This is a genomic window from Acidovorax sp. A79, from assembly GCF_041154505.1.
Taxonomy (GTDB): Bacteria; Pseudomonadota; Gammaproteobacteria; order Burkholderiales; family Burkholderiaceae_C; genus Acidovorax.
In genome coordinates this window covers 5199578-5220901 of sequence record NZ_AP028672.1, presented here as the reverse complement: position 1 = coordinate 5220901, position 21324 = coordinate 5199578, and the positions used below count along the sequence as shown (strand labels likewise).

The following is a 21324-nucleotide window of genomic DNA, read 5'->3' as shown; positions in this document are numbered from 1 at the left end:
GATGGTTGTCCTGTCCGTCGGGCCTCGCTAACGCATCGAAAAAACCGGCCTATCGCTTGTTGCGGATCGGCACGTTCATTTCTTCAGGCTTGATCTCGCGCACCAGCTCGGGCACGCCCCAGGCGAAGGCCGGGTCCACCTTGATCTTGAAGTGGTACATGCTCTGCATGGCCTGGTGGTCTTCCTTACGGAAGGTCATCTTGCCCTTGGGGGTCTCGAAGCTCATGCCCTCCATGGTCTTGATGAGCTTGTTGGTGTTGGTGTCGCCGTTCGTGGCCTTGAGGGCCGTGACCAGCGCCATGGCGGAGCTGAAGCCGCCGGCGGTGAAGAAGTCCGGCGGGGTCTTGAACTCCTTGTAGTGCGCGGCCACCATGGCTTCGTTCACGGGGTTCTTGGGGATGCCGAAGTAGTAGTACGTGGCGCCTTCCATGCCAGGGAAGTTCTTGTACGCGGCCATGGCGGGCAGGATGTTGCCGCCCGTGGCGATCTCGATGTTGTAGCGCTTCAAGTCCATGTCGGCGATCTTGAAGGGGTTGCCCGCGCCGGCCCAGATGATGAAGATGACCTTGCGGCCGGGCACGTCCTTGAGCTTGTCGATCAGGCGCTGGGCACCGGCAGTGAAGTCGGTGGTGGTCGTGGGCAGGTACTCCTCGTGCACGAGCTTGGCGTTCTTGAGCGCGTCCTTGAAGGCCTTCACGCCGTCGCGGCCGAAGGCATAGTCCTGCGCCAGCGTGGCCACCGTGACGCCGGCCTTGTCGACGGCCACGGCGTTGGAGATGGCATCCTGGCTGCTGTTGCGGCCGGTGCGGAAGATGTACTTGTTCCACTTGTCGCCGGTGATGGCGTCGGCCACGGCGGGCTCCACCAGCAGGATCTTCTTGTATTCCTCGGCCACGGGCAGCAGCGCCAGGGCCACGCCCGAGGACGTGGGGCCGACGGCGATGTCGGCCTTGTCGTCCGAATAGGCCGAGGCCAGCAGGCTCTTGCCCAGGTCAGGCTTGCCCTGGTCGTCCTTTTCAATCACGACGAGCCTCTTGCCATTGACGGTCATGCTGCCGCCGGTGGCGTAGTTCAGGCCCATCAGCAGGCCGGTCTGGGTCTGCTTGCCATAGGCTTCCAGCGGGCCGGTCTTGCTGTAGATGTGGGCGATGCGGATTTCCCCGGCCTGGCCGAAAGCGGGGGTGGAAAGCGTGGCGGCGGTGACGGCAGCGGTGGCCAGGGCGACCAGGGTGCGACGATGCATGGCGATGTCTCCTTGTTGTGATGCCTGAACATTGCACAGTTCATGCCAGCATGCAAGCTGTTGATTTGTATAAAAACCCTGCTGACGCCTGCGGGACATAGTCTGATTTTTGAACAATCCAATTGTAGAAATATCAGACATATGTCTGATATTTATTCAGGGTTTTCCAGACGTCCATACAGCGTGGCCCGCGAGATGCCCAGTTGCCGTGCGGTGGCGAGCTTGTTGCCGCCATGGGCTTTCAGGGTCGCCGCGATGGCGCGCCGCTCCAGCTCGGCCACCTGCTCGGCCAGCGGACGCAGGTAGCGGCTTTCGTCCTGGGCATCGGCCATGGAAGCCGTGTCCAGCACCGGCGCGGGAGCGGCCGGCTCCACGCCGGCCTCGCGCAGGACACGCTCGAGCTGGGCGGCGTCGATGGACGGCGAGTCGCTGCGCATCACGGCCTGCTCCAGCACGTTGCGCAGTTCGCGGATGTTGCCGCGCCAGGGCTGGCCCGCCAGCAGCGCCATGGCATCGGGCAGCAGCTCGGGCGGGGCCGTGCTGTTGCGCAGCGCCAGGTCTTCACCCAGCGCCTCCACCAGGGCCGGGATGTCGGTGCGCCGCACGCGCAGCGGCGGCACGCGCACGGGCAGCACGTGCAGGCGGTAGAACAGGTCCTCGCGGAACTTGCCTTCGCGCACCAGCGCGGCCAGGTCGCGCGACGTGGCGGCCAGGATGCGCACGTTGAAGGGCACGAGCTTATTGGAGCCCAGCGGCTCGATCTCGCCCTCTTGCAGGGCCCGCAGCAGCTTGGCCTGCAGGCTTTGCGGCATGTCGCCGATTTCGTCGAGGAACAGCGTGCCGCCGTCGGCCAGCTTGAACTTGCCGTCGCGCCCCTTGCGGTCGGCACCGGTGTAGGCCCCGGGGGCCACGCCAAAGAACTCGGCCTCCAGCAATGTGTCGGGCACGGCGGCAATGTTGACGCTCACGAACGGGCCGCTCGCGCGGCTCGATGCCGCATGAATGGCGTGGGCCAGCAACTCCTTGCCCGTGCCCGTCTCGCCCAGCAACAACACGGGGCTGCTGGACTGCGCCGCGCGCCGCGCCTGGCGCTTGACCTCGGCCGCCGCAGGGCTGGAGCCAATGAAGCTGGCAAAGGTGTACTTGGCGCGCCGCTCGCCGTCGCCCGCCACGGCCAGGGAGCGGCTGCGCTGGCTGGCCAGTTCGCGCCGCGCGTCGTCCAGGTCGCGCTGCAGCAGCGCGAACTTGCTGATCAGCGGCTGCAGCGTGGTCTCGGGGTGGTCGAACAGCACGATGCCGATGGCGCCGATCACGCGGTCGGCATCGTCGCGCAGCGGGATGCGGCTGACCACGAAGGTGCCCGCCTTGTTGGTGAGCAGGTCGATCAGCACGGGCTGGCCGGTCTCCAGCACGCGGCGCATCTGGGTGTTGGGGATCACCTCTTCCACCGTGCGGCCCACGAACTGGTCGACCGAGGAGAACCCCAGGTCGGGCAGAAAGCGCTGGTAGCCTTCGTTGACCCACACGATGCGCCCGCTGCGGTCCACCAGGAACATGCCCTGGCTGACGCTGGAAAACAGCTGGAACATGGACCGCGCCGCCAGTTCGAGAATGCCCTGGGCATCCAGCGGCAGTGCGGGGGCGTCGTCGGTGAGCAGGGGCATCCGCGGATGGTAGCGCGGCGCGGCCGCCAGATGCGCCACGGGCCCGGCGCAGCGCCTCGAACCCGCGCCGCCAAATACTATCAAATCAATAGCATCTTGCGCTTATTCCTTCAGCGCTAGCGGCCATTTTCATTCAAGATCAACGCCTTCTGCCCGGTGGTGGTGCCGTCCGCAGGGCGCTGCGCGCGCACCATGCGCAGGACCACCATGGGCTGGATGGCGGCCAGCGCCTCTGCCTCTCGCACGGCCAGGGGCTGGTCCACCAGGATGCAAGGCTTGCCCGTGCGGCGGCAGTGGTCCTGCACCCGCCAGTACTCGTCATGGCTGATGCAGCCGGTCTGGCAGATCACCAGGTCGGCCGCGGCCAGGTTGGCGTCGAGCGCCGAGCCCGCGGGCGCCCCGCGCAGGGCGCCGGCCGGGGCATGCACGCGGGCCGCCGCAGCGCCGCAGGCGGGCTCCACGGCGCTGGCGGGAGCCGCATCGGCCTGTGCCGCCAGCCGCCAGCGCAGGCATTCGCGCGACAAGCTCGCGATGCGCTCGGCAAGCACGCCGATGTGGAGCGCCATGGCCTTGCGGCGGGGCAGGCCGGGGTGCGCGGCCTTCATCCGCTCCAGTTCATCCCGCGCCATCGCCAGGCGCGTGTCCCGCACGATGACCTGGGCGCGCAGCCGCACCACCTGGCGCTGCAGTGCCTCGATCTGCGCGGCCTGGGCGGCCATGGCGGTGCTGCAGCGCTTCTGTGCATCGCCCAGTTGGCGGCAGAGCGCCAGAAACTCCTGCGGAAGTGATTGCATGCACCATCCTTGCAAATAAGAACTATTCGCATTTTATGGTACGATTCACGGCTTGTGAGCACGCAAGTCACCTTGGTGGGGAAGGCAACGGGGGCATGAAACCCTTGTGGTCTGGCTTGCGAAATCCGCCGCCTGCACCAGCCGGTGCCCGCATGAAAAAACCGCGCCATGTGGCGCGGTTTTCTTTTTTGCGAGCCTTTGTGTGTATCAGCGCTCCAGCGCCGCCAGCTTGCGTGCCGCCCAGCGCCGCAGCAGGCGCGGCACGATGAGCACGGACAGCACGATGACGATCAGCGTCAGCGAACCGGGGCGCTCCAGGAAGATCGTCCACTTGCCTTCGCCAATCGACACGGCGTTGCGCATCTGCGCCTCTGCCAGAGGCCCCAGGATCATGCCCACCACCACTGGAGCGGCCGGGAAGTCGAAGCGGCGCATCACCACGCCCAAGAGGCCGATCGCATACAGCAGCACCAGATCGAACGCGCTCTGGCGCATGCCGTACACGCCCAGCGTGGAGAACACCAGGATGCCCGCGTACAGGTACGACTTGGGAATCTTGAGCAGCTTCACCCACAGGCCCACCAGCGGCAGGTTCAGGATGAGCAGCATCACGTTGCCGATGTACATGGAGGCGATCAGTGCCCACACCAGCGCGCCATTGGTGTCGAACAGCTGCGGGCCGGGCTGGATGCCGTAGTTCTGGAACGCACCCAGCAGGATGGCCGTGGTGTTGGACGTGGGAATGCCCAGCGTGAGCAGCGGGATCAGCGTGGCCGTGATGGCCGCGTTGTTGGCGGCCTCGGGGCCCGCCACGCCTTCGATGGCGCCGGTGGTGCCGAACTCTTCCTTGTGCTTGCTCAGCTTCTTTTCAGCGGCGTAGCTCAGGAAGGTCGGGATCTCGCTGCCGCCCGCGGGCACGGTGCCGAACGGAAAGCCGATGAAGGTGGCGCGGATCCATGCGGGCCACGAACGCCTCCACTCCTCCTTGGTCATGTGCGTGCTGGTCAGGCGGTTCTGGGTTTCGTCGGTCTTGCCTTCGTACATCACGTTGTACAAGGCCTCGCCCACGGCAAACAGGCCCACGGCGATCAGCACCACCTCGATCCCGTCCATCAGCTCGGGCACGCCACCGGTGTAGCGCGCCTGGCCCGAGATCTGGTCGATGCCGATGAGGCCCATGGCCAGGCCGACGAACAGCGCCACCATGCCGCGCAGCGTGCTCTTGCCCAGCACCGCGCTCACGGTGGTGAAGGCCAGCACCATCAGCATGAAGTACTCGGGCGGGCCCAGGCGCACGGCGTATTCAGCCACCAGGGGGGCAAAGAACGTGACCAGCACGGTGGCGATGGTGCCCGCCACGAACGAGCCGATGGCGGCGGTCGCCAGCGCCGCGCCCGCACGGCCGTTCTTGGCCATCTTGTTGCCCTCCATGGCGGTGACCATGGAGCCCGCCTCACCGGGCGTGTTCAGCAGGATGGACGTGGTGGAACCGCCATACATGGCGCCGTAATAGATGCCCGCGAAGAAGATCATGGAGGCCGTGGCCTCGACCTTCACGGTGATGGGCAGCAGCATGGCCACCGCCACGGCCGGCCCGATGCCGGGCAGCACGCCCACGGCGGTGCCGATCATGCAGCCCACGAAGGCCCACATCAGGTTGATGGGAGTGGCAGCGGTGGCAAAACCCTGCATCAGGAGGTTCAACGTTTCCATGGCGTGCAGGCTTTACAGCCACCCCGTGTTGGTGAGGCCGGGCAGGTTGATGGCCAGCAATTGCGTAAACATCCAGAACACCGGCGCGGCCACGGCCACGCCAATGAGGGAATCCTTGATCCAGGCCCGCAGGCGCAGGTCCAGCTCGCCTTCCGAGCTCTTGAAGCCCCGCACCGACAGCACGAAGCACAGCGCGCAGCTCAGGATGAAGCCCAGCGTCGTGATGAGCAAGGCATTGAGCAGCAGCCCGGCCGACACCCAGATGAAACCCTTCCAGTGGGCGCGCTCGTCGCCCGAGCCCTCTTCCAGCTCACGAAAGCCCCCGGTCAGTGCATGCACCACGCAGAGCACGCCGCAGATCAGCAAGGCGATGCTGACCACCCAGGGAAAGAAATTGGGGCCCACGCCGCCGTAGCCCGCCTCCGAGCTGACCGTGCTGGCACCCCAGGCCAGAAACAGCGCAAGCACCACCAGGCCCGCCCCTATCAGGGTCTGCAAGGGCTTGGAGCGCGATGAATGTTGTTGTGTCATGTTTTTCCTTCACCGGGCGGGCAGCAAGGCCGCGCACCCCGCAGGGGCCGCGCAGCCGAGGCCTAACTTGCTGGCCTCAGATCATCCCCGACTTGGCCATGGTGGCGCGCATGCTGGCGAACTCGGCATCCACGAAGTTGGCGAACTCGTCGCCGGCCATCCATGCGGGGGTCCAGCCGTTCTTCTCCATCGCATCTTGCCAGGCCTTGTGCTTGAAGGTCTTGGACAGGGCCTCGATCAGCGCCTTGCGCTGCTCGGGGGTGATGCCAGGCGCGCCGTACACGCCGCGCCAGTTGCCGATTTCCACGTTGATGCCCTGCTCCTTGAGCGTGGCGACGTTCACGCCCTTCAGGCGCGAGCCCGAGGTGACGCCCACGGCGCGCATCTTGCCCGCGGTGATGTACTCGGCGAACTCGCTGTAGCCGCTGCCGCCCACCGTGACGTTGCCGCCCAGGATGGCGGCGGTGGCCTCACCGCCCCCACGGAAGGCCACGTAGTTGATCTTGGCGGGGTCCACGCCCACTTCGCGGGCGATCATCGCTGCCGCGATGTGCTCGGTGGAACCACGCGAGCCACCGCCCCACTTCACGCTGCCAGGATCCTTCTTGAGCTGGTCCACCACGTCCTTCATGGACTTGAAAGGCGAATTGGCGGGCAGCACGAACACGTTGTATTCGCTGGTCAGGCGCGCGAGCGGGGTCACCTTGTCCAGGCCCACGGGCGGCTTGCCCGTGATGATGCCGCCCAGCATCACGGCGCCCATCACCATCAGGGCGTTCGGGTCGCCCTTGCTGGCGTTGACGAACTGGGCCAGGCCGATGGCGCCAGCGGCGCCGCCCTTGTTGTCATAAGACACCGACGACGCGACGCCTGCATCCTGCATGGCCTTGCCCAGCGCACGGCCCGTGGTGTCCCAGCCACCGCCAGGGTTGGCGGGAATCATCATCTTGATGGCGTGGGCGCTCTGGGCCGATACCGGCAGCACGCCGGCTGCGGCCATGGCAGCCAGTGATTTCAGAAACATATCGCGACGCATGGTGTCTCCTTGTAAGGTTTGCGAACCGTTCGATGATGCGCGCGCTGCCTGTCAAACGGCTGTCCTGCGACTCAGGGAAAACACCCATACGGCGCATGCGATGAGACGATGCTATGGTGCCGCGCATGCAATTGCTCCTCGTTGAAGACGACCCCACCATGCAGGCGACCCTGCACCGTGCACTGACCCGGCGCGGCATGGAGGTGACTGCGGTGGGCGACGGCAAATCCGCCCTGAGCCAGTGGGCGTCCCGCCAGCCCGACGCCGTCATCCTGGACCTTACCCTGCCTGGGCTCGACGGCCTGCAGGTGCTGCAGCAGGCGCGCGCGCGCGGCCTGCGAACGCCGGTGCTGATCCTCACCGCCCGAGGCACCGTGGGCGACCGGGTGATGGGGCTGAACGCAGGGGCGGACGATTACCTGCCCAAGCCCTTCGACCTGGACGAACTCGAGGCCCGGCTGCGTGCCCTGGTGCGCCGCAGCGCGGACCCCCTACCCGGCACGCAGCTGGCTCCCAGCACCGTGCAGATCGGTGCCATCCGCTATGACAAGAACAGCGGCGCGCTGTATCTCCAGGGCGAGGTGATGGAGCTGACGCCGCGCGAGCTGGCGCTCATGCACGCCCTGCTCGCCCAACCAGGCCACGCCGTCACCAAGGAGCGGCTGTACGAGCTGGTGTTCCCCGGCCAGCTGGATGTGCAGTACGAGGCCATCGAGGTCGTGGTGTACCGCCTGCGCAAGAAACTGGCGGGCACCGGCCTGACCCTCATGACGCTGCGCGGGCTGGGCTACCTGCTGCGGACCGACGCATGACCGCAGCCCCCGCCGGCGGGCACCGCCACCCTTCGCTGCGCAGGCGCCTGCTGCTGGGCATCCTGCTGCCGGTGGCGCTGTTCATCGGCTTCAATACCTTCAGCCTGTACCAGCAGACGCTGGCATCGCTGCACACCGCCTACGACCGCACGCTGCTGGCGTCCGCCAAGACCATCAGCGAACAGCTCGACGTGAAAGGCTTTGACGACGCGGCCGAATTGCGCGCCACCGTGCCCTACTCGGCCCTGGAAGCCTTTGAGGCCGACAACCAGAGCCAGATGTTCTACCGCGTCTCCAACCTGCATGGCGAACTGGTCTCGGGGTTTGCCGAACTGCCTGTCTGGCGTGGAAAGATCCCGGACCGCCCGCCCTACGCCGCGCTGGTGGACTTCTACGACGACCGCTTTCGCGACCGCGACGTGCGCGTGGCCGTGCTGCTGCAGCCCGTGGCCAGCTCCGAAGGCCGGGCCATGGCCGTGATCCAGGTGGCAGAGACGCTCGAAGTGCGTGAAACGCTGGCCCTGCAGATCCTGCGCAACACGTTGCTGCGCCAGGCCCTGCTGATTGCCGTGATCGCCCTCACCGTGGTGCTGGTGGTGCAGCGGGCCATCCATCCCGTGCGGCAGCTGAGCCTGCAGCTGCAGGACCGCCGGGAGGGCGACCTGAGCCCCATCGCCGCCCCCTCCACGCCGCGCGAACTGCAGCCGCTGATCGACGCCACCAACGAAGTGATGCAGCGCCTGCGCCACCTGCTGCGCCACCAGAAGCGCTTCGTGCGCGACGCCTCCCACCAGCTGCGCACCCCCCTGGCCGTGCTGAAGACCCAGGTGCAATCGGCCCTGCGGGGCGACGTGGAGCCCCGGCAGGCCCTGCACGAGATCAGCGATACGGTGGACCGCGCCACCCAGCTGGCCAACCAGATGCTGGCGCTGGCGAAGGTGGAGCAACTGCGCCAGCAGAGCGCACCGCCCACCACGCGGCTGGACGATGTGCTGCGCACCGTGGCGCTGGAGATATCACCACTGATCGCGCAGCGCGACCTGGACTTCGGCATACAGACCGTGCCCGCGCGGGTCCAGGCCCACGAGTGGATGCTGCGCGAACTGAGCCGCAACCTGCTGCACAACGCCGTGCGCCATGCGCCGCAGGGCAGCGAGCTGACGGTGGACCTGCGCACCGACAGCCACCATGTGGCGTTGACCCTCAGCGACCAGGGCCCCGGCATCGACGGCGAGCTGGCGGCCCGCCTCTTCCAGCCGTTCTCGGCGGGCGATGTGCGCGCCGGCAGCGGCCTGGGCCTGGCGATCTGCCGCGAGATCGTGGAGGCCATCGGGGGCAGTATCTCGCTGACCAACCGCGTGGTGGGCCACCGGGTGGCGGGCCTGGATGCCGTTGTACGCCTGCCACTGGCCGCGCCATCGGCTGACAGTGCAAACCACGCACACGCGTCACAATCCTCCGCATGAACACCTCGGAGACAATGCGGCTGGACAAGTGGCTCTGGTGCGCCCGCTTCTACAAGACGCGCAGCCTGGCCACCGAAGAGATCGGCAAGGGCCGCGTGACGGTCAACGGCCAGTTGGCCAAGCCTGCACGCGACCTGCGCTGCGGCGATACCGTGGCCTTGCGCCAGGGCCCCCTCGCCCGCACGGTGCTGGTGCGGGGCCTGAGCGGCGCGCGCGGACCCGCCCCTATTGCGCAGCAACTGTACGAGGAAACGGCGGACAGCATCACGGCGCGTGAACAGGCTGCCGAACAGCGGCGGCTGGCCCCCGAGCCCGCCGCCACGCTGCAGGAGGGCCGCCCCACCAAGCGCGACCGGCGCGATATCGAGCGCGTGGGCGCGCGCAGCTGGGGAGACCGCTGGAGCGCGTCGATCGACGAATAGGCCGTCCCCGAAACACCCGGCCAGGCTCCGTGCCACCAGCCCTGGCTTGAAACACGCCAGGAGCAGGAGGGCCCGCCCCCGGGGGCTCCGCCTCCTTCGGCCCCGCGCGGACAGGATCGCCCCCTGCCTAGCTGGCAGGCAGCTCCAGGCCGATGGCCGTCACCCCGCCAGACGATGTGGCCACCGTCCGCCCGCCATGCATGCGGGCTATGGCGTCCGTGATGGCCAGTCCCAGGCCATGGTTCCTCTGGCCGTGGGCCCGCGAGGGATCCGCTCGGAAGAATCGGTCGAACAGCCGCGCCAGCACCTCGGGCGCCACGGTCTCCCCCTCGTTGACGACCATCACTCCGCCCCCGCCTCCCGGCAGGGGAGCGATGCGCACCTGCACCGCCGTACCCTGGCGGGCGTGGCGCACCGCATTGCCGATGAGATTGGACAGCGCTCGGTGCAGCAGCGGGACATCGAACTGCCCCGCCGCATCGCCCGAGATGTGCAATGCCAGCCCCGCGTCCGCCAAGGCGGCCTCGTGAAATTCCGCCACCTGCGCCACCACCCGGGCGAGGCTGGGGGTGGGCTCGCGGCGGGCGCCCGCGCCCCGGTCGGCCTGGGAAAGAAAAAGCATGTCGTTGACGATGCCCGTGAGGCGCTGCAATTCCTCCAGGTTGGAGGCCAGCACCTCGCCCAGCTCTCCCGCATTGCCCGCGCCGCCGCCAAGCAGCCCGCGCAACGCCAGCTCGTTGCTGGCCTGCAATGTCGCCAATGGCGTGCGCAGTTCATGGGCCACATCCGCGTTGAATCCCTCCACCTGGACGTAGGCCTTTTCCAGCCGGCCGAGCAGGCCGTTGAACTGCTCGACGAGCGGCTGCAGCTCGGCGGGCTGCCCTTCCGTGCCGAGGCGCTGGTGCAGCGTGTCGGGCGAAAGCGCCCGCACCTGCGCCGAGAGGGCGCGCACGGGCGACAACCCCAGGTGGACCAGCGTGAAGCCGCCCAGCGACACCACCATCGCGCCCGCCAGCGCAGCGACCCACAGCGTGACGGCCATGCGGCGCAGCAACTGCTCATCGGCCTGGATGTCCAGCGCCAGCCATACCCGCAGCACGCGGCCGGGCGCCTCTGGGCGCTGGGCCGCCACCTCGAAGCTGCGCTCGCGCCAGGCCAGCAGCGGCGGATCGCCCCGCGCAACACGGGGGTAGAGCACCTCTCCCTCCCCAGTCGATACCCGCAGCCGGAAGTTGTCGTGCCCGGCCAGGAAATCATCCAGCAGATGGACGTCGTTCCAGGGCTGCGGCATGGGGTGCATTCCCCCGCCCGACAAAAGATGCCGCACCACGGCTTCCTTCTGCTCCAGCTGGCTGTCCTGCCGTTCGCGAAATCCCGCCGCCGTGACCAGATACACCAGCAGGCACACGGCACCCAGGCCCGCCAGGCTCTGCGCGGCAAGCCACCAGGACAGCCGCCGGCGCAGCGACCCGGGTGCACGCGTGCCCGTCATGCGCCGCGCGCTTCCATCACATACCCCATGCCACGGATGGTGTGCAGCAGGGGTTCGGGAAAGGGCACGTCCATCTTGCTGCGCAGCCGCCGGATGGCGACCTCGACCACATTGGTCTCGCTGTCGAAGTTCATGTCCCATACCTGGGCGGCGATCTCGGTGCGCGAGAGCACTTCCCCCTGGCGGCGCAGGAAGAGCGTGAGCAACAGAAACTCCTTGGCCGTCAGGTCCAGGCGCTGGCCCGCGCGCGTGGCCTTGCGCCGCAACAGATCCACTTCCAGGTTCGCCAGTTGCAGCACCGTGGCGCACGCCGATCCTGGTTGCGCCACCCGGCTGCGCCGCACGATGACCTCGATGCGCGCCATGAGTTCGGAGAAAGCAAACGGCTTGACCAGATAGTCATCCGCGCCCGACTGCAGGCCCAGCACGCGGTCCTCCACCTTGGTACGGGCCGTGAGCATGAGCACAGGGGTCTGGCGGGTCTTGCGCAGCGCGGCAAGCAGGCTCAATCCGTCGATGCCGGGCAGCATCACGTCAAGCACCAGCAGCGCGTAGTCGCCCTCCAGGGCCATGTGCAGGCCATCGACCCCGTTGTGCGCCACGTCCACCACATATCCGGCCTCCGTGAGCCCCTTGCGCAGGTAGTGCGCAAGCTTGACTTCGTCTTCGATGAGCAGAACTTTCATGCCCGGATTGTCAAAGAACATGGCGGGGGCCGCGATTACAAATTCGTCAGGCAGCGGTGGGCGCCCTGTCGGCATGGCGTTTTTACAGTATCCCCATGCACTGGCAAGCACCTGCGGCCAGGGCATGCAACCCCGGATCACTCCCCCTGAAAGGAAACACCCTCCATGTCCCGCAAAACCATCCTCAACGCACGCACCGCCTTGTTCGCGCCATTGGCAGCACTCGCCATGGCGATGCCTGCCGTCGCCACCGCCTCATCCCTGTATCACCCGGCGGGCGGCGAGGTGGGCTACACCACGCACCCGGACCACCTGCAAGGGGGAAAGCAGCGCAGCGACGTCCTGCGGGACATCGAAGCCGCCCGCAAGGACGGCAGCCTCGCCCTGCTCGCGCGCGGCTATGCCCTGCCGCAAAGGAATACCGGCACGCCCAAGACACGCGAACAGGTGCAGCGGGAATTCCTGGAGACGCCCGCCGCGGAGAAGCAGCGCCTGCAGGAAATGCACGGGGGCTGATGCCCCCCACGGATGCAGCCCCGCCAGCAAGGGCCCGGGCCAGCACCCCACCCGCAGTCACCGGTCCCTCCGGTCTGTGAAAGCGCCGCCTCGACCCAGCCACCATTTCTGCAAGCGTGGATCGTGCGGGCCCGTCCGCATCAATCAGCCAGCACGGGTGGCGCGCAAGGCCCGGCGGCGCTCGATCCATTCGAAACCGGCCATGCCCACCAGCATGGCCCCCACAAACGCCATGGCCTTGGGCTCCCCGGCCCCGACCGACACGATGGCGGGCCCCGGACAGAACCCCGCCATCCCCCACCCCACGCCAAATAGCAGGCTGCCAGCCACCAGGCGCCTGTCGATGCCGCGCGATGCAGGCAAATGCATGGCCCCGCCCAGGAAGGCCCTGGTGCGCCGGCGTGCCACGGCAAATGCGAGGGCACTCACCGCAACGGCCCCGCCCATCACAAAGGCCAGTGAGGGATCCCACAGCCCCGTCACATCCAGAAACCCCACGACCTTGCCCGGATCGGTCATGCCCGAAACCACAAGGCCCAGGCCAAAGACCAGGCCGACGGCGAATTCAGCGATACGGTGGCGCATGGGCCGCTCCCAGAAAATTGAAAATGTTGACCACCGGCATCCGCAACGCCGTCAGGACAGAACGTGCCGGATGACAAAAACACTGGCAAAACCCGTCCCCATGAAGGCCAGCGTGGCCACCAGTGATCTTGGCGACAGGCGCGCCAGGCCACACACGCCATGGCCGCTGGTGCAGCCCCCGCCGTAGCGGGTGCCAAGGCCCACCAGCAGGCCGGCCAGCACCACCATTGCCCAACTGGCATCGATCCGGGGGCCCTGGCTGGCGCCCACCACACCGCGGTAGAGCGCGGGCGCGGCCAGCAGGCCCAGCACCAAGGCAATACGCCACGCAATATCTCCGCTGCGCGGCCGCAGCAGCCCTCCGACAATGCCGCTGATGCCCAAGACCCGGCCATTGAACAGCACGAAGCCCGCGGCCGCGAGCCCCAGAAGAATGCCCCCGGCCAAGGCAGACCAGGGGGTGAAATGGTTCCAGTCGATCTGCATGCGCGGTACTCCTTGGGCGGAAAGGGAATCGGGTGGATTGTAAAACAATATATTTTTATACAAACTATAATTTTCTTTATTGATTTCGACGGGTACCCCCATGCAACCACAGGTCCACGCCTTCTTCGACCCCTCCACCCACACCGTGACCTATGTGGTGTTCGATCATCCCGGAGGCCACTGCGCCATCCTTGATTCCGTCCTTGACTATGACCCCAAATCGGGCCGCACCAGCACCGCGGCGGCGAGCGAGGTGATGGCCTTCGTGACGGCGCAGCAACTCACGGTCCAGTGGATTTTGGAAACCCATGCCCATGCAGACCACCTGTCGGCCGCGCACCACCTGCGGGAAGCGCTGGGCGGCAAGATCGCCATCGGCGCCGCCATCACCAAGGTGCAAAACACCTTCAAAGGCATCTTCAACCTGGAGCCCGGTTTCCGGGCCGACGGCAGCCAATTCGATCATCTGTTCGCCGACGGGGAGGCATTCGCCATTGGCACCCTGCAGGCCCGGGCCCTGTCGGTACCGGGCCACACACCCGCCTGCATGGCCTTTCAGGTAGGCAACGCGGTATTCGTGGGCGACACCTTGTTCATGCCCGACGTGGGCACGGCACGGTGCGACTTCCCGGGCGGCGACGCACACATGCTGTACCAGTCGGTGCGCAAGCTGCTGTGCCTGCCACCCGAAACCCGGCTGTTCATGTGCCACGACTACCCGCCCGCAGGCCGCGAGCCCGCGTGGGAAACCACCGTCGCCGAGCAGCGGGAGCGAAACATCCACGTCCACGACGGCATCACCGAGGCTGGCTTCGTGGCCATGCGCACCCGCCGCGACGCGACACTGGACATGCCCGTGCTGATCCTGCCGGCAGTACAGATCAACATCCGCGCGGGGGAGCCTCCGCCAGCGGAAAGCAACGGGATCTCCTACCTCAAGATTCCGCTCAATGCGCTGTGACGCCACGCCCAACTGACGCGGCTTTGTCCGACACGTCGGGAATGGCGTTCGTTTTACGATGCCCTCGTCGCTATCCTCTGGCGACACCCTCCCCTCTTGCCTTGAGCAAGTTCAAGCCCGCTTCGTGCGGGCTTTTTTTCGAACGCCCTTGCGCCCAGGCTCCCGGCGCGCGCCCGCTGATAGATCAAGCGGCGCTGGTCCTACAGGCGAAGGGATGGCGTCCGGAGCACCATGAAGCTGCCGGTGTGTCAGGCATCGGTAGATGAAGCGTTTGGGCCCGCCTCGTGCGGGCCCCTTTTTAAGCCAGCCACTTCCTCGCCGTGCCACCCGGGGCGGCCCCTGGAAACAGCCCATTTCCCCATACAGACTCCGCACCTTCTTTCGAGCCCAAAACGGGTAACTTATCGAGAGGAAGATGGAGGGGTTGCGCCGTCCTGCCGGTACTCGACCCGGTGTTTCATGAACCGGTGGTAGGACATGCGCAGATGCAGCTGCATGACCTGCCGGGCCAGCTCACCATCCCTGGCGCGCACGGCAATCGCCAGATCGCGGTGGTGGTGGAGGCTTTGCACCAGTTCTTCGGGCGTGTAGATGTAGAACGAGCGCTTGATGATCGGCATGTCGATCATGGTCGCCAGCATGGTCTTGAGGCGCGGCGAGCCTGACGCCTCGATCAGCGCGTGGTGGAAATCCCGGTTGGCGGACTGCACCTCGGCGATGCCATCGTGGCCAGCGGCAATGCCGGCCTCCATGCGCTGGCTGCTGGCCTCCAGCTCATCGGCCAACCCCTCGCCGCCGCGCGTGGCCGCGAGGAACGAGGCATACGGCTCCAGCAGCATGCGCAACTGGAAGGTCTCCTCCACATCCCAGTCGCTCCACTCCGACACCCGGATGCCCTGACCCGCGCCATCGGTCGCCAGGCCGTCTTCCACCAGGCGGTGCAGCGCATTGCGCACTGGTGTGCGGCTCAGCCCCAGGTCGCGGGCGATGGGCTCTTCCTTGAGCTGCTCACCCGGGCGGTAGTGCCCGCCGATGAGCCGCTGCCGCAGAACCTCGTACGCCTTGTCTTTCACGTTTTGCACTGTTTTTGCACCAAGGGGATGGGATGGAGTGCGCTCATTCTAGGTGAGCGGTGCAGTCAATGCCGCATCTGGAGTCGACTTCAGAAAAATACAAAATAAGTGCAAATTCACCTTGATCTACGGGAAACCCCTATGAAAATATTCCAGTCACGCTCAATAAGATGGCATAAATGTTTTAAATTTGTACTTTCATGAAAATCGCAATCCTGGGTGGTGGAATGGTCGGCGCCTGCTACATGCAGGCCTTCCTGGAGCAGGGGCACAGCTTGGCGGGCCTGTGCGACCTGCAGCCAGGCGCAGCGGTGGCTGCCGCCGTGCAGGCCGCCGGTGCGCAGGTGCATACCGCGCCCGGGGCCTGGCTGGCCGGGGCCGACGTGGTGGTGAGCGCCGTGTTCGGCACCGTGGCGCGCAGCCTGTTCGAGGCCTGTCTGCCCCATCTGCAGGATGGGGCGCTGTATGTGGACATGACCACGGCCGACCCCGGCGAGATGCGCGAATGCGGCGAGCTGGCCCAACGCGGCGCACACGGCACGGCGGTCCACTTCGTGGACGTGGCTATCACAGGGGCCGTCAACCTGGGCGGCAAGAAGACGCCGCTGCTCGTGGCCGGCGGCAAGGCCGGTTTTGTACAGGAATTGTTCTCGCCCTTCGGTGGATCGGTCCGCGTGGTGGGCGATCAGCCGGGCGATGCCGCCTCGCTCAAGCTCTTGCGCAGCATCTACACCAAGGGAGTCGAGGCGCTCGCGGTGGAATGCCTGGTCACGGCCCAGCAGATGGGCCTGCGCGAGCAGTTGTATGCCGTGCTGCAGGATATCGACGAGACACCGCTGCGCACGCTGATGGAATCCATGGTGCGCACGCACATCCCGCACGCGGCGCGCCGCCGCAACGAGGTGGCCGAGGCGCAGCAGCAGATGGCCCGCCACGGCCTGGCGCCGGTCGTCTCGCCCGCCGTCGAATCGTTGTTTGCCGCCACCGCACAGGCCCATGCGGCACAGCCTTTCACCGGCACCTCCACCGACGAAGCCATCGCCTGGCTGGGCCGCCACGTGCTCGCCAGCCACCCTTGATCAGCGCGCACCCCGCGCCCACCGACCGACATCACTACAGGAGACATTCGCAATGACCTTGACTCGACGCACCCTGGCCCTCGGCGGCCTGCTGGCCATGGCGGCCGCCACGGCAACCATCGCCCCGGCCCATGCCCAGGGCAACTACCCGCAACGGCCCATCAAGTTCATCGTGCCCTTCCCGGCGGGCGGCGGCACCGACAACCTGACCCGGCTGGTCGGCACCAAGCTGACCGATGCCTACGGCTGGGCCGTCGTGGTGGAGAACAAGCCCGGCGCCGGCGGCAACCTGGCGCTGGACCAGACGGCCAAGGCCCCCGCCGACGGGCTGACCCTGGTGATGGCGCAGACCGACAACGTGGTGCTCAACCCGCTGCTGTACACCAAGCTCACCTACAACCCCGACAAGGACCTGCGCGCCGTGGCCCTGGTGGCCGCCGGCCCGGCCGTGCTGGTGGTGAACGCCGACTCGCCCTACAAGACACTGGACGACATCATCCAGGCCGCGAAGAAGGACCCCGGGCGCCTGAGCTTTGCCACTCCGGGCACCGGCACCATCTCGCACATCATCAGCGAGGCCTGGCAGAAAAGCTCCAACGTGAAGTTCACGCACGTGCCGTTTCGCGGCATGGCCCAGGCCATGCCCGACCTGCTGGGCGGGCGCATCGACATGTACATGGGCTCCATCCCCACGCTGCTGTCGCACATCCAGTCGGGCAAGGTGCGCGCCCTGGGGGTGACCACGGCGCGCCGCTCCAAGCTGCTGCCCGACGTGCCCACCTACACCGAGTCCGGCATCAAGGGCGTGGAGCTGGCCAGCGTGTGGGGTGTGATGGCGCCCGCCGGCACGTCCGACGCCGTCGTCAGGCAGCTCAACGAGGCCATCAACAAGGTGGTCAACGCGCCGGACACGGCCAAGAAGATCGCCGACTCCGGCGCCGAGCTCATCACCGGCACGCCCGACGACATGGCCAGGCTCTATGCCAGCGACCGCGCGCGCCTGGCGCCCATCGTCAAGAGCTCGGGCACCACGCTCGACTGATCACTCCACCCATCACTTATCTACCATCCCAGTGAGAACCACACCATGATCGGCTGCCAAATCTTGAAACGCCAACGCGCCGTGAGCCTGGAACTGGCCCGGCAATTCCTCGACGTGCCCGTGGCCAACGTCAGCGACTGCATGTCGCGCATGACGGCCGGCGGCCCACGCCTGCGCCCCATGCACGACGGTACCGCCATGGCCGGCCCGGCCCTCACCATCAAGACCCGCCCTGGCGACAACCTGCTGATCCACAAGGCCTTGAAAATCGCGCAACCCGGCGACGTGATCGTGGTGGACGCGGGCGGCGACCTCACCAACGCACTCATCGGCGAGATCATGGTGGGCGAAGCCAAGCTCAAGGGCTTTGCGGGCATCGTCATCAACGGAGCCATCCGCGACAGCGCCGTGCTGCGAAAGGACAGCTTCCCCGTGTTCGCCGCCGGCGTCACGCACCGCGGCCCCTACAAGGATGGCCCCGGCGAGATCAACGTGCCCATCGCCATCGACGGCATGGTCATCGAACCCGGCGACCTGGTCATCGGCGACGACGACGGTCTGCTCTGCGTGCCCTACGGCCAGGCCGAGCAGTTGCTGGCCGCTGCGCACAAGAAGCAGGAGATCGAGGCCGTGATGGTGGCGGAGATCGCGGACGGCTCCCAGGACAACGCCTGGATAGATGCTGCGCTCAAGCGGGCCAATTGCGCGACGGAGGAATAGGTCGGGCGTATTTGCCCCATCCATGGCTCAGCAGCGCCCGGCAGACGGATTGCGCGCTGAGCATACCCAGGATGCCACCGCGCATTCCTTCCGGTTGCATGGCCGGGGCAGCCCACCGGTCGATCCTGGCGGGATTGAATTCGATGCCGGAGCATTCACCAGCGCGAGGGGCTGGCCGGGTGGGGCTCCGCATCGTGCGATGCAACGGCGTCGCGCATTTCCTTCAGACCACGTTCCGCGCATGACCGCAGCTCCTGCAGCGGGATGGCAAAGGAGTGTTCGCCTGCAGCTTCCAGCGAGGCCAACGAATGCAGCGTCTGAGCCAGTTCACCAAGTCGATTGAGGCCAAAGCTCCCTGCCGTGCCCGCAAGATCGTGCGCTTCCTTGCGCAACCGAGCCCGGTCGTTGTCCGTGGCGGCCTGCTCCAGGCGCCGCAGACGCTGGGTGCAGTCCTGTTCGAATTTCGCCGTCAAGGCGCTGAGCTCTGCGGGGGACAAGCCTGCGCGCATTTCCTCCAACGCGGCGGGATCAAAGTCCACGCCATATCTTTCCCTGGCCTGCAATGCAATCGTGGCAGGAACATGGCGCGCCCTGGCTTGCATGTCGCCCGGCAGAATCCAGCGGTGGAGCGTGTCCCAGAGATTGCTCTCCAGGACTGGCTTGATGAGATGGTCGTTCATGCCCGCCTGGCGGGACCGCTCGATGTCCCGCGCCGTGGCGTTGGCCGTCATGGCCACGATGGGCAGCGCAGCGAATCTCGGCTGTGCGCGCAGCTCGCGCGTGGCCGTAAGCCCGTCCATGATGGGCATCTGCATATCCATCAGCACGGCGGCGTAGGTGCCATCGGGGGCGGACTGCAGTTTGTCCAGTGCGGCCGCCCCGTCCTCGGCCAGGTCAACACGCATGCCCCCGGCTTCCAGCAGGCCGCGCGCCACGAGACGATTGAGTTCGTTGTCGTCCACGACCAGCACGCGCAGGCCGCTCAGTCCTGCGATATCGGGCACTGCCTGAGGGAGGTGCGCGGTGTGTTCCCTGGAGGCCGGCGTGGTCCTCTGAACCAGCGCGGTAAACCAGAAGGTGCTGCCGACTCCCGGCGTGCTCGCCACCCCCACGGCGCCGCCCATCAAGTCGGCCAGGCGGCGGGAGATCGCCAGCCCCAAGCCCGTGCCGCCGAAGCGGCGGGTGATGGAGGCATCGGCCTGGTGAAACGCCTGGAACAGCCCGGCCTCCTGGTCAGGCGAGAGGCCGATCCCCGTGTCCCGCACGGCGCAGCGCAGCAACAGGCCTTGGCTGTGTTCGTTCGCCAGCTGCAGGTGGATGGAGACCGTGCCCCGTTCCGTAAACTTGATGGCATTGTTGACATAGTTGATGAGGATCTGCCCCATCCGGTGCGAATCGCCAAACACTGCCGTGGGCACGTCGCTGTCCACGTCAATCTGCAGCTCGAGCCCCTTTCCATCGGCCTTGTCGATGAACATGCCAGCGACATCACCAACCATCTGGCGCGGCTGAAAAAGCGCATGCTCCAGAACCATGTGGCCACCGTCGATCTTCGAGAAATCAAGAATGTCGTCGACGATGCCCAGCAGATGCTGGCCAGCCCGCTGCATCTTCTCGACCCGCTCGCGCTGCGGGCTGTCCAGCCGGTCTTTGAGCGCAAGCTGGGTCAATCCCAGGATGGCGTTCAGTGGCGTGCGGATCTCGTGGCTCATCATCGCCAGGAACTCGGCCCTTTCTTCCGCCGTGCGTTCGGCCTCCTCCTTGGCTTTCGATAGCGCATGGGCCTGCAACTGGGCCTGCGTCACATCCAGCCATACACCGTTGAACAAGGTGCCTCCGTCGGGGGTTCGCCGCGCTGTCGCCAGCGTCTCGAGCCAGACGGTCTGGCCACCCCGCTCCATTTGCACCGCGAAGTGAACCGGCTCCAATGTGCCCAGGCTTTTCATGAACCGGTCGCGCGCCGTATCGCCCGCGTTTCCGTACTCAACGCCGATCCGGCCCTCGTCCCCCAGCAGTTCCCTTGCGGTGCGGCTGTGCAGATCCTCCGCCTTGTCGCTCACATACAGATAGCGGCGGGTGCCATCCGGCTGCACATGGAGCTGAAACACCGCGCCGGGAATCGCGCTGGTCAGGTCTACGAGTTGCTCCGACAGGCGCCTCGCCTCGGCGCTGGCGGCGACTTCGATGGCCAGGCGGTCTGCGCGTTGCATGCTGTCCTTGAAAACCTGCATCGCCTTCGCCATGGTGCCGACCTCGTCCCGGCGGTCGGTGCCCAGCACCGGGGTGTCGTATTGGCGCAAGGTGAGCTGATGCATGCCTTGCGTCAGACGCGCGATGGGTCTTGATATCTGATGAACCCCCACCCACCCGGAAAGCGCCATCACGGACAGCAGGCCCAGGCCCACGCCGAGCAACGTAGTCGCCACCGTGGTGCGCGTCGCTTCGCCCAGTTGCTGGCTCGCTTGCTGGAAGCCCGCGACAGATCTGCTGCGCAGCTGCGCCATGTCCCGCTGCAGGGACCGCAGCACCGGCTCGAACTCATCGTGGATGATCTGCAAAGCGCGGTCGCCGCGCCAGCGGGCGGCGGATTCAACGATGCGGTTGGCCTGTGCAAAGGACACGTCGGCCTGCTGGCCGATGGCCTGCAGGGCAGTTGCTTCATCCGGCATCAACGACAGCACCGAAGCAACCTTGGCGTTGAACCCCCCATGCAACCGCTTGAGCGATTCGAGCTCCGCCCGCATCGTTGCTTCCTCCTGCGCGGTCAGGACGGCATACACGATGCGGTTGGATTCCGACAGCAATAGCGCAGCATCGCTCAGCTCCAGGGCACCTTGTGCCTCCTTTGCGATGAGGTGCGTGTATCGCTGGTCGATGCTGCGCATCTGGGTGGTGGCGTAGACCGTGATCGCCACGGAAATCAGGCCCATCAAGGCGACCAGGAAAACGATCTTTGCCGCCAGGCGCCAATGTGAAATGTGTCTTGCGAGGAACATGGTCAGA

20 protein-coding genes are annotated in these 21324 nt (G+C 66.6%); 8 read left to right on the top strand and 12 right to left on the bottom strand.

Annotated elements, in window-relative coordinates; genetic code table 11:
- Positions 1-49 precede the first annotated feature (49 nt).
- From ACAM51_RS24095 to ACAM51_RS24070, 6 genes are all read right to left on the bottom strand, one after another.
- On the bottom strand, positions 50-1243 hold the full coding sequence (locus ACAM51_RS24095; protein ID WP_369642116.1) for a substrate-binding domain-containing protein: 1194 nt from the start codon (positions 1241-1243) through the stop codon (positions 50-52).
- Positions 1244-1395: 152 nt separating this feature from the next.
- Positions 1396-2907 carry a sigma-54-dependent Fis family transcriptional regulator gene (locus tag ACAM51_RS24090; protein ID WP_218340750.1) on the bottom strand — a complete coding sequence of 504 codons (1512 nt, stop codon included), beginning with the start codon at positions 2905-2907 and terminating at the stop codon, positions 1396-1398.
- A gap of 116 nt (positions 2908-3023) precedes the next feature.
- Complete coding sequence (locus ACAM51_RS24085; protein WP_369642115.1) at positions 3024-3701, bottom strand: DUF2325 domain-containing protein; 678 nt, start codon at positions 3699-3701, stop codon at positions 3024-3026.
- Positions 3702-3908: 207 nt separating this feature from the next.
- On the bottom strand, positions 3909-5414 hold the full coding sequence (locus ACAM51_RS24080; RefSeq protein WP_218340748.1) for a tripartite tricarboxylate transporter permease: 1506 nt from the start codon (positions 5412-5414) through the stop codon (positions 3909-3911).
- A gap of 12 nt (positions 5415-5426) precedes the next feature.
- The gene (locus ACAM51_RS24075) at positions 5427-5945 is read right to left on the bottom strand and encodes a tripartite tricarboxylate transporter TctB family protein (protein WP_218294050.1); all 519 of its coding nucleotides are present in this window, start codon (positions 5943-5945) and stop codon (positions 5427-5429) included.
- 76 nt (positions 5946-6021) lie between these two features.
- Positions 6022-6981, bottom strand: coding sequence for a tripartite tricarboxylate transporter substrate binding protein (locus ACAM51_RS24070; protein ID WP_218294049.1), 960 nt, complete (start codon positions 6979-6981; stop codon positions 6022-6024).
- Positions 6982-7106: 125 nt separating this feature from the next.
- Here ACAM51_RS24070 and ACAM51_RS24065 point away from each other — a divergent pair, with 125 nt between their 5' ends.
- From ACAM51_RS24065 to ACAM51_RS24055, 3 genes are read left to right on the top strand one after another with little or no spacing between them, the layout of a single operon-like run.
- Positions 7107-7793 (top strand): response regulator transcription factor, encoded by a 687-nt coding sequence (locus ACAM51_RS24065; protein ID WP_255591356.1) that lies wholly within the window; start codon positions 7107-7109, stop codon positions 7791-7793.
- Positions 7790-9259 carry a sensor histidine kinase gene (locus ACAM51_RS24060; RefSeq protein WP_218294047.1) on the top strand — a complete coding sequence of 490 codons (1470 nt, stop codon included), beginning with the start codon at positions 7790-7792 and terminating at the stop codon, positions 9257-9259. The genes ACAM51_RS24065 and ACAM51_RS24060 overlap by 4 nt, the downstream gene beginning before the upstream one ends.
- Positions 9256-9681 (top strand): RNA-binding S4 domain-containing protein, encoded by a 426-nt coding sequence (locus tag ACAM51_RS24055; protein ID WP_218294046.1) that lies wholly within the window; start codon positions 9256-9258, stop codon positions 9679-9681. Before ACAM51_RS24060 ends, ACAM51_RS24055 begins: the two co-directional genes overlap by 4 nt.
- Positions 9682-9808: 127 nt before the next feature.
- On the opposite strand, the gene ACAM51_RS24050 is transcribed toward ACAM51_RS24055, so the two are convergent.
- Together ACAM51_RS24050 and ACAM51_RS24045 are read right to left on the bottom strand one after the other, a co-directional pair.
- A complete protein-coding gene (locus ACAM51_RS24050) occupies positions 9809-11173 on the bottom strand; it encodes a heavy metal sensor histidine kinase (protein ID WP_369642114.1) in 1365 nt (454 codons plus the stop codon).
- Positions 11170-11859: a heavy metal response regulator transcription factor gene (locus ACAM51_RS24045; RefSeq protein WP_369642113.1), complete on the bottom strand. Its 690-nt coding sequence runs from the start codon at positions 11857-11859 to the stop codon at positions 11170-11172. The genes ACAM51_RS24050 and ACAM51_RS24045 overlap by 4 nt, the downstream gene beginning before the upstream one ends.
- 165 nt (positions 11860-12024) lie before the next feature.
- Here ACAM51_RS24045 and ACAM51_RS24040 point away from each other — a divergent pair, with 165 nt between their 5' ends.
- Positions 12025-12375, top strand: a complete 351-nt coding sequence (locus ACAM51_RS24040; RefSeq protein ID WP_218294043.1) for a DUF4148 domain-containing protein — start codon at positions 12025-12027, stop codon at positions 12373-12375.
- 144 nt (positions 12376-12519) lie between these two features.
- On the opposite strand, the gene ACAM51_RS24035 is transcribed toward ACAM51_RS24040, so the two are convergent.
- Both ACAM51_RS24035 and ACAM51_RS24030 read right to left on the bottom strand, forming a co-directional pair.
- Positions 12520-12960 carry a DUF6691 family protein gene (locus ACAM51_RS24035; RefSeq protein ID WP_218294042.1) on the bottom strand — a complete coding sequence of 147 codons (441 nt, stop codon included), beginning with the start codon at positions 12958-12960 and terminating at the stop codon, positions 12520-12522.
- Positions 12961-13011: 51 nt separating this feature from the next.
- Entirely contained in the window at positions 13012-13446 is a 435-nt protein-coding gene (locus ACAM51_RS24030) for a YeeE/YedE family protein (protein ID WP_369643882.1), read from the bottom strand.
- Between the two features lie 100 nt (positions 13447-13546).
- On the opposite strand from ACAM51_RS24030, the gene ACAM51_RS24025 reads away from it, so the two are divergent.
- Positions 13547-14407, top strand: a complete 861-nt coding sequence (locus ACAM51_RS24025; RefSeq protein WP_369642112.1) for an MBL fold metallo-hydrolase — start codon at positions 13547-13549, stop codon at positions 14405-14407.
- Positions 14408-14808: 401 nt separating this feature from the next.
- Here the strand turns inward: ACAM51_RS24025 and ACAM51_RS24020 are convergent, their stop codons facing one another.
- A complete protein-coding gene (locus ACAM51_RS24020; RefSeq protein WP_369642111.1) occupies positions 14809-15489 on the bottom strand; it encodes a GntR family transcriptional regulator in 681 nt (226 codons plus the stop codon).
- A gap of 218 nt (positions 15490-15707) precedes the next feature.
- On the opposite strand from ACAM51_RS24020, the gene ACAM51_RS24015 reads away from it, so the two are divergent.
- From ACAM51_RS24015 to ACAM51_RS24005, 3 genes are read left to right on the top strand one after another with little or no spacing between them, the layout of a single operon-like run.
- Positions 15708-16559, top strand: a complete 852-nt coding sequence (locus tag ACAM51_RS24015) for a DUF1932 domain-containing protein (RefSeq protein WP_369643881.1) — start codon at positions 15708-15710, stop codon at positions 16557-16559.
- 52 nt (positions 16560-16611) lie between these two features.
- Positions 16612-17601 carry a Bug family tripartite tricarboxylate transporter substrate binding protein gene (locus ACAM51_RS24010; protein WP_369642110.1) on the top strand — a complete coding sequence of 330 codons (990 nt, stop codon included), beginning with the start codon at positions 16612-16614 and terminating at the stop codon, positions 17599-17601.
- Positions 17602-17646: 45 nt separating this feature from the next.
- On the top strand, positions 17647-18321 hold the full coding sequence (locus ACAM51_RS24005; protein WP_218294036.1) for an RraA family protein: 675 nt from the start codon (positions 17647-17649) through the stop codon (positions 18319-18321).
- A 155-nt stretch (positions 18322-18476) separates the two neighbouring features.
- On the opposite strand, the gene ACAM51_RS24000 is transcribed toward ACAM51_RS24005, so the two are convergent.
- Positions 18477-21317 (bottom strand): ATP-binding protein, encoded by a 2841-nt coding sequence (locus ACAM51_RS24000; protein WP_369642109.1) that lies wholly within the window; start codon positions 21315-21317, stop codon positions 18477-18479.
- Positions 21318-21324: the final 7 nt, after the last annotated feature.

What these genes read in the sequence shown, in the direction of transcription:
- ACAM51_RS24095 (WP_369642116.1), bottom strand. Translation starts at nt 1,243, where the DNA reads ATGCATCGTCGCACCCTGGTCGCCCTGGCCACCGCTGCCGTCACCGCC.
- ACAM51_RS24090 (WP_218340750.1), bottom strand. Translation starts at nt 2,907, where the DNA reads ATGCCCCTGCTCACCGACGACGCCCCCGCACTGCCGCTGGATGCCCAG.
- ACAM51_RS24085 (WP_369642115.1), bottom strand. Translation starts at nt 3,701, where the DNA reads ATGCAATCACTTCCGCAGGAGTTTCTGGCGCTCTGCCGCCAACTGGGC.
- ACAM51_RS24080 (WP_218340748.1), bottom strand. Translation starts at nt 5,414, where the DNA reads ATGGAAACGTTGAACCTCCTGATGCAGGGTTTTGCCACCGCTGCCACT.
- ACAM51_RS24075 (WP_218294050.1), bottom strand. Translation starts at nt 5,945, where the DNA reads ATGACACAACAACATTCATCGCGCTCCAAGCCCTTGCAGACCCTGATA.
- ACAM51_RS24070 (WP_218294049.1), bottom strand. Translation starts at nt 6,981, where the DNA reads ATGCGTCGCGATATGTTTCTGAAATCACTGGCTGCCATGGCCGCAGCC.
- ACAM51_RS24065 (WP_255591356.1), top strand. Translation starts at nt 7,107, where the DNA reads ATGCAATTGCTCCTCGTTGAAGACGACCCCACCATGCAGGCGACCCTG.
- ACAM51_RS24060 (WP_218294047.1), top strand. Translation starts at nt 7,790, where the DNA reads ATGACCGCAGCCCCCGCCGGCGGGCACCGCCACCCTTCGCTGCGCAGG.
- ACAM51_RS24055 (WP_218294046.1), top strand. Translation starts at nt 9,256, where the DNA reads ATGAACACCTCGGAGACAATGCGGCTGGACAAGTGGCTCTGGTGCGCC.
- ACAM51_RS24050 (WP_369642114.1), bottom strand. Translation starts at nt 11,173, where the DNA reads ATGACGGGCACGCGTGCACCCGGGTCGCTGCGCCGGCGGCTGTCCTGG.
- ACAM51_RS24045 (WP_369642113.1), bottom strand. Translation starts at nt 11,859, where the DNA reads ATGAAAGTTCTGCTCATCGAAGACGAAGTCAAGCTTGCGCACTACCTG.
- ACAM51_RS24040 (WP_218294043.1), top strand. Translation starts at nt 12,025, where the DNA reads ATGTCCCGCAAAACCATCCTCAACGCACGCACCGCCTTGTTCGCGCCA.
- ACAM51_RS24035 (WP_218294042.1), bottom strand. Translation starts at nt 12,960, where the DNA reads ATGCGCCACCGTATCGCTGAATTCGCCGTCGGCCTGGTCTTTGGCCTG.
- ACAM51_RS24030 (WP_369643882.1), bottom strand. Translation starts at nt 13,446, where the DNA reads ATGCAGATCGACTGGAACCATTTCACCCCCTGGTCTGCCTTGGCCGGG.
- ACAM51_RS24025 (WP_369642112.1), top strand. Translation starts at nt 13,547, where the DNA reads ATGCAACCACAGGTCCACGCCTTCTTCGACCCCTCCACCCACACCGTG.
- ACAM51_RS24015 (WP_369643881.1), top strand. Translation starts at nt 15,708, where the DNA reads ATGGTCGGCGCCTGCTACATGCAGGCCTTCCTGGAGCAGGGGCACAGC.
- ACAM51_RS24010 (WP_369642110.1), top strand. Translation starts at nt 16,612, where the DNA reads ATGACCTTGACTCGACGCACCCTGGCCCTCGGCGGCCTGCTGGCCATG.
- ACAM51_RS24005 (WP_218294036.1), top strand. Translation starts at nt 17,647, where the DNA reads ATGATCGGCTGCCAAATCTTGAAACGCCAACGCGCCGTGAGCCTGGAA.
- ACAM51_RS24000 (WP_369642109.1), bottom strand. Translation starts at nt 21,317, where the DNA reads ATGTTCCTCGCAAGACACATTTCACATTGGCGCCTGGCGGCAAAGATC.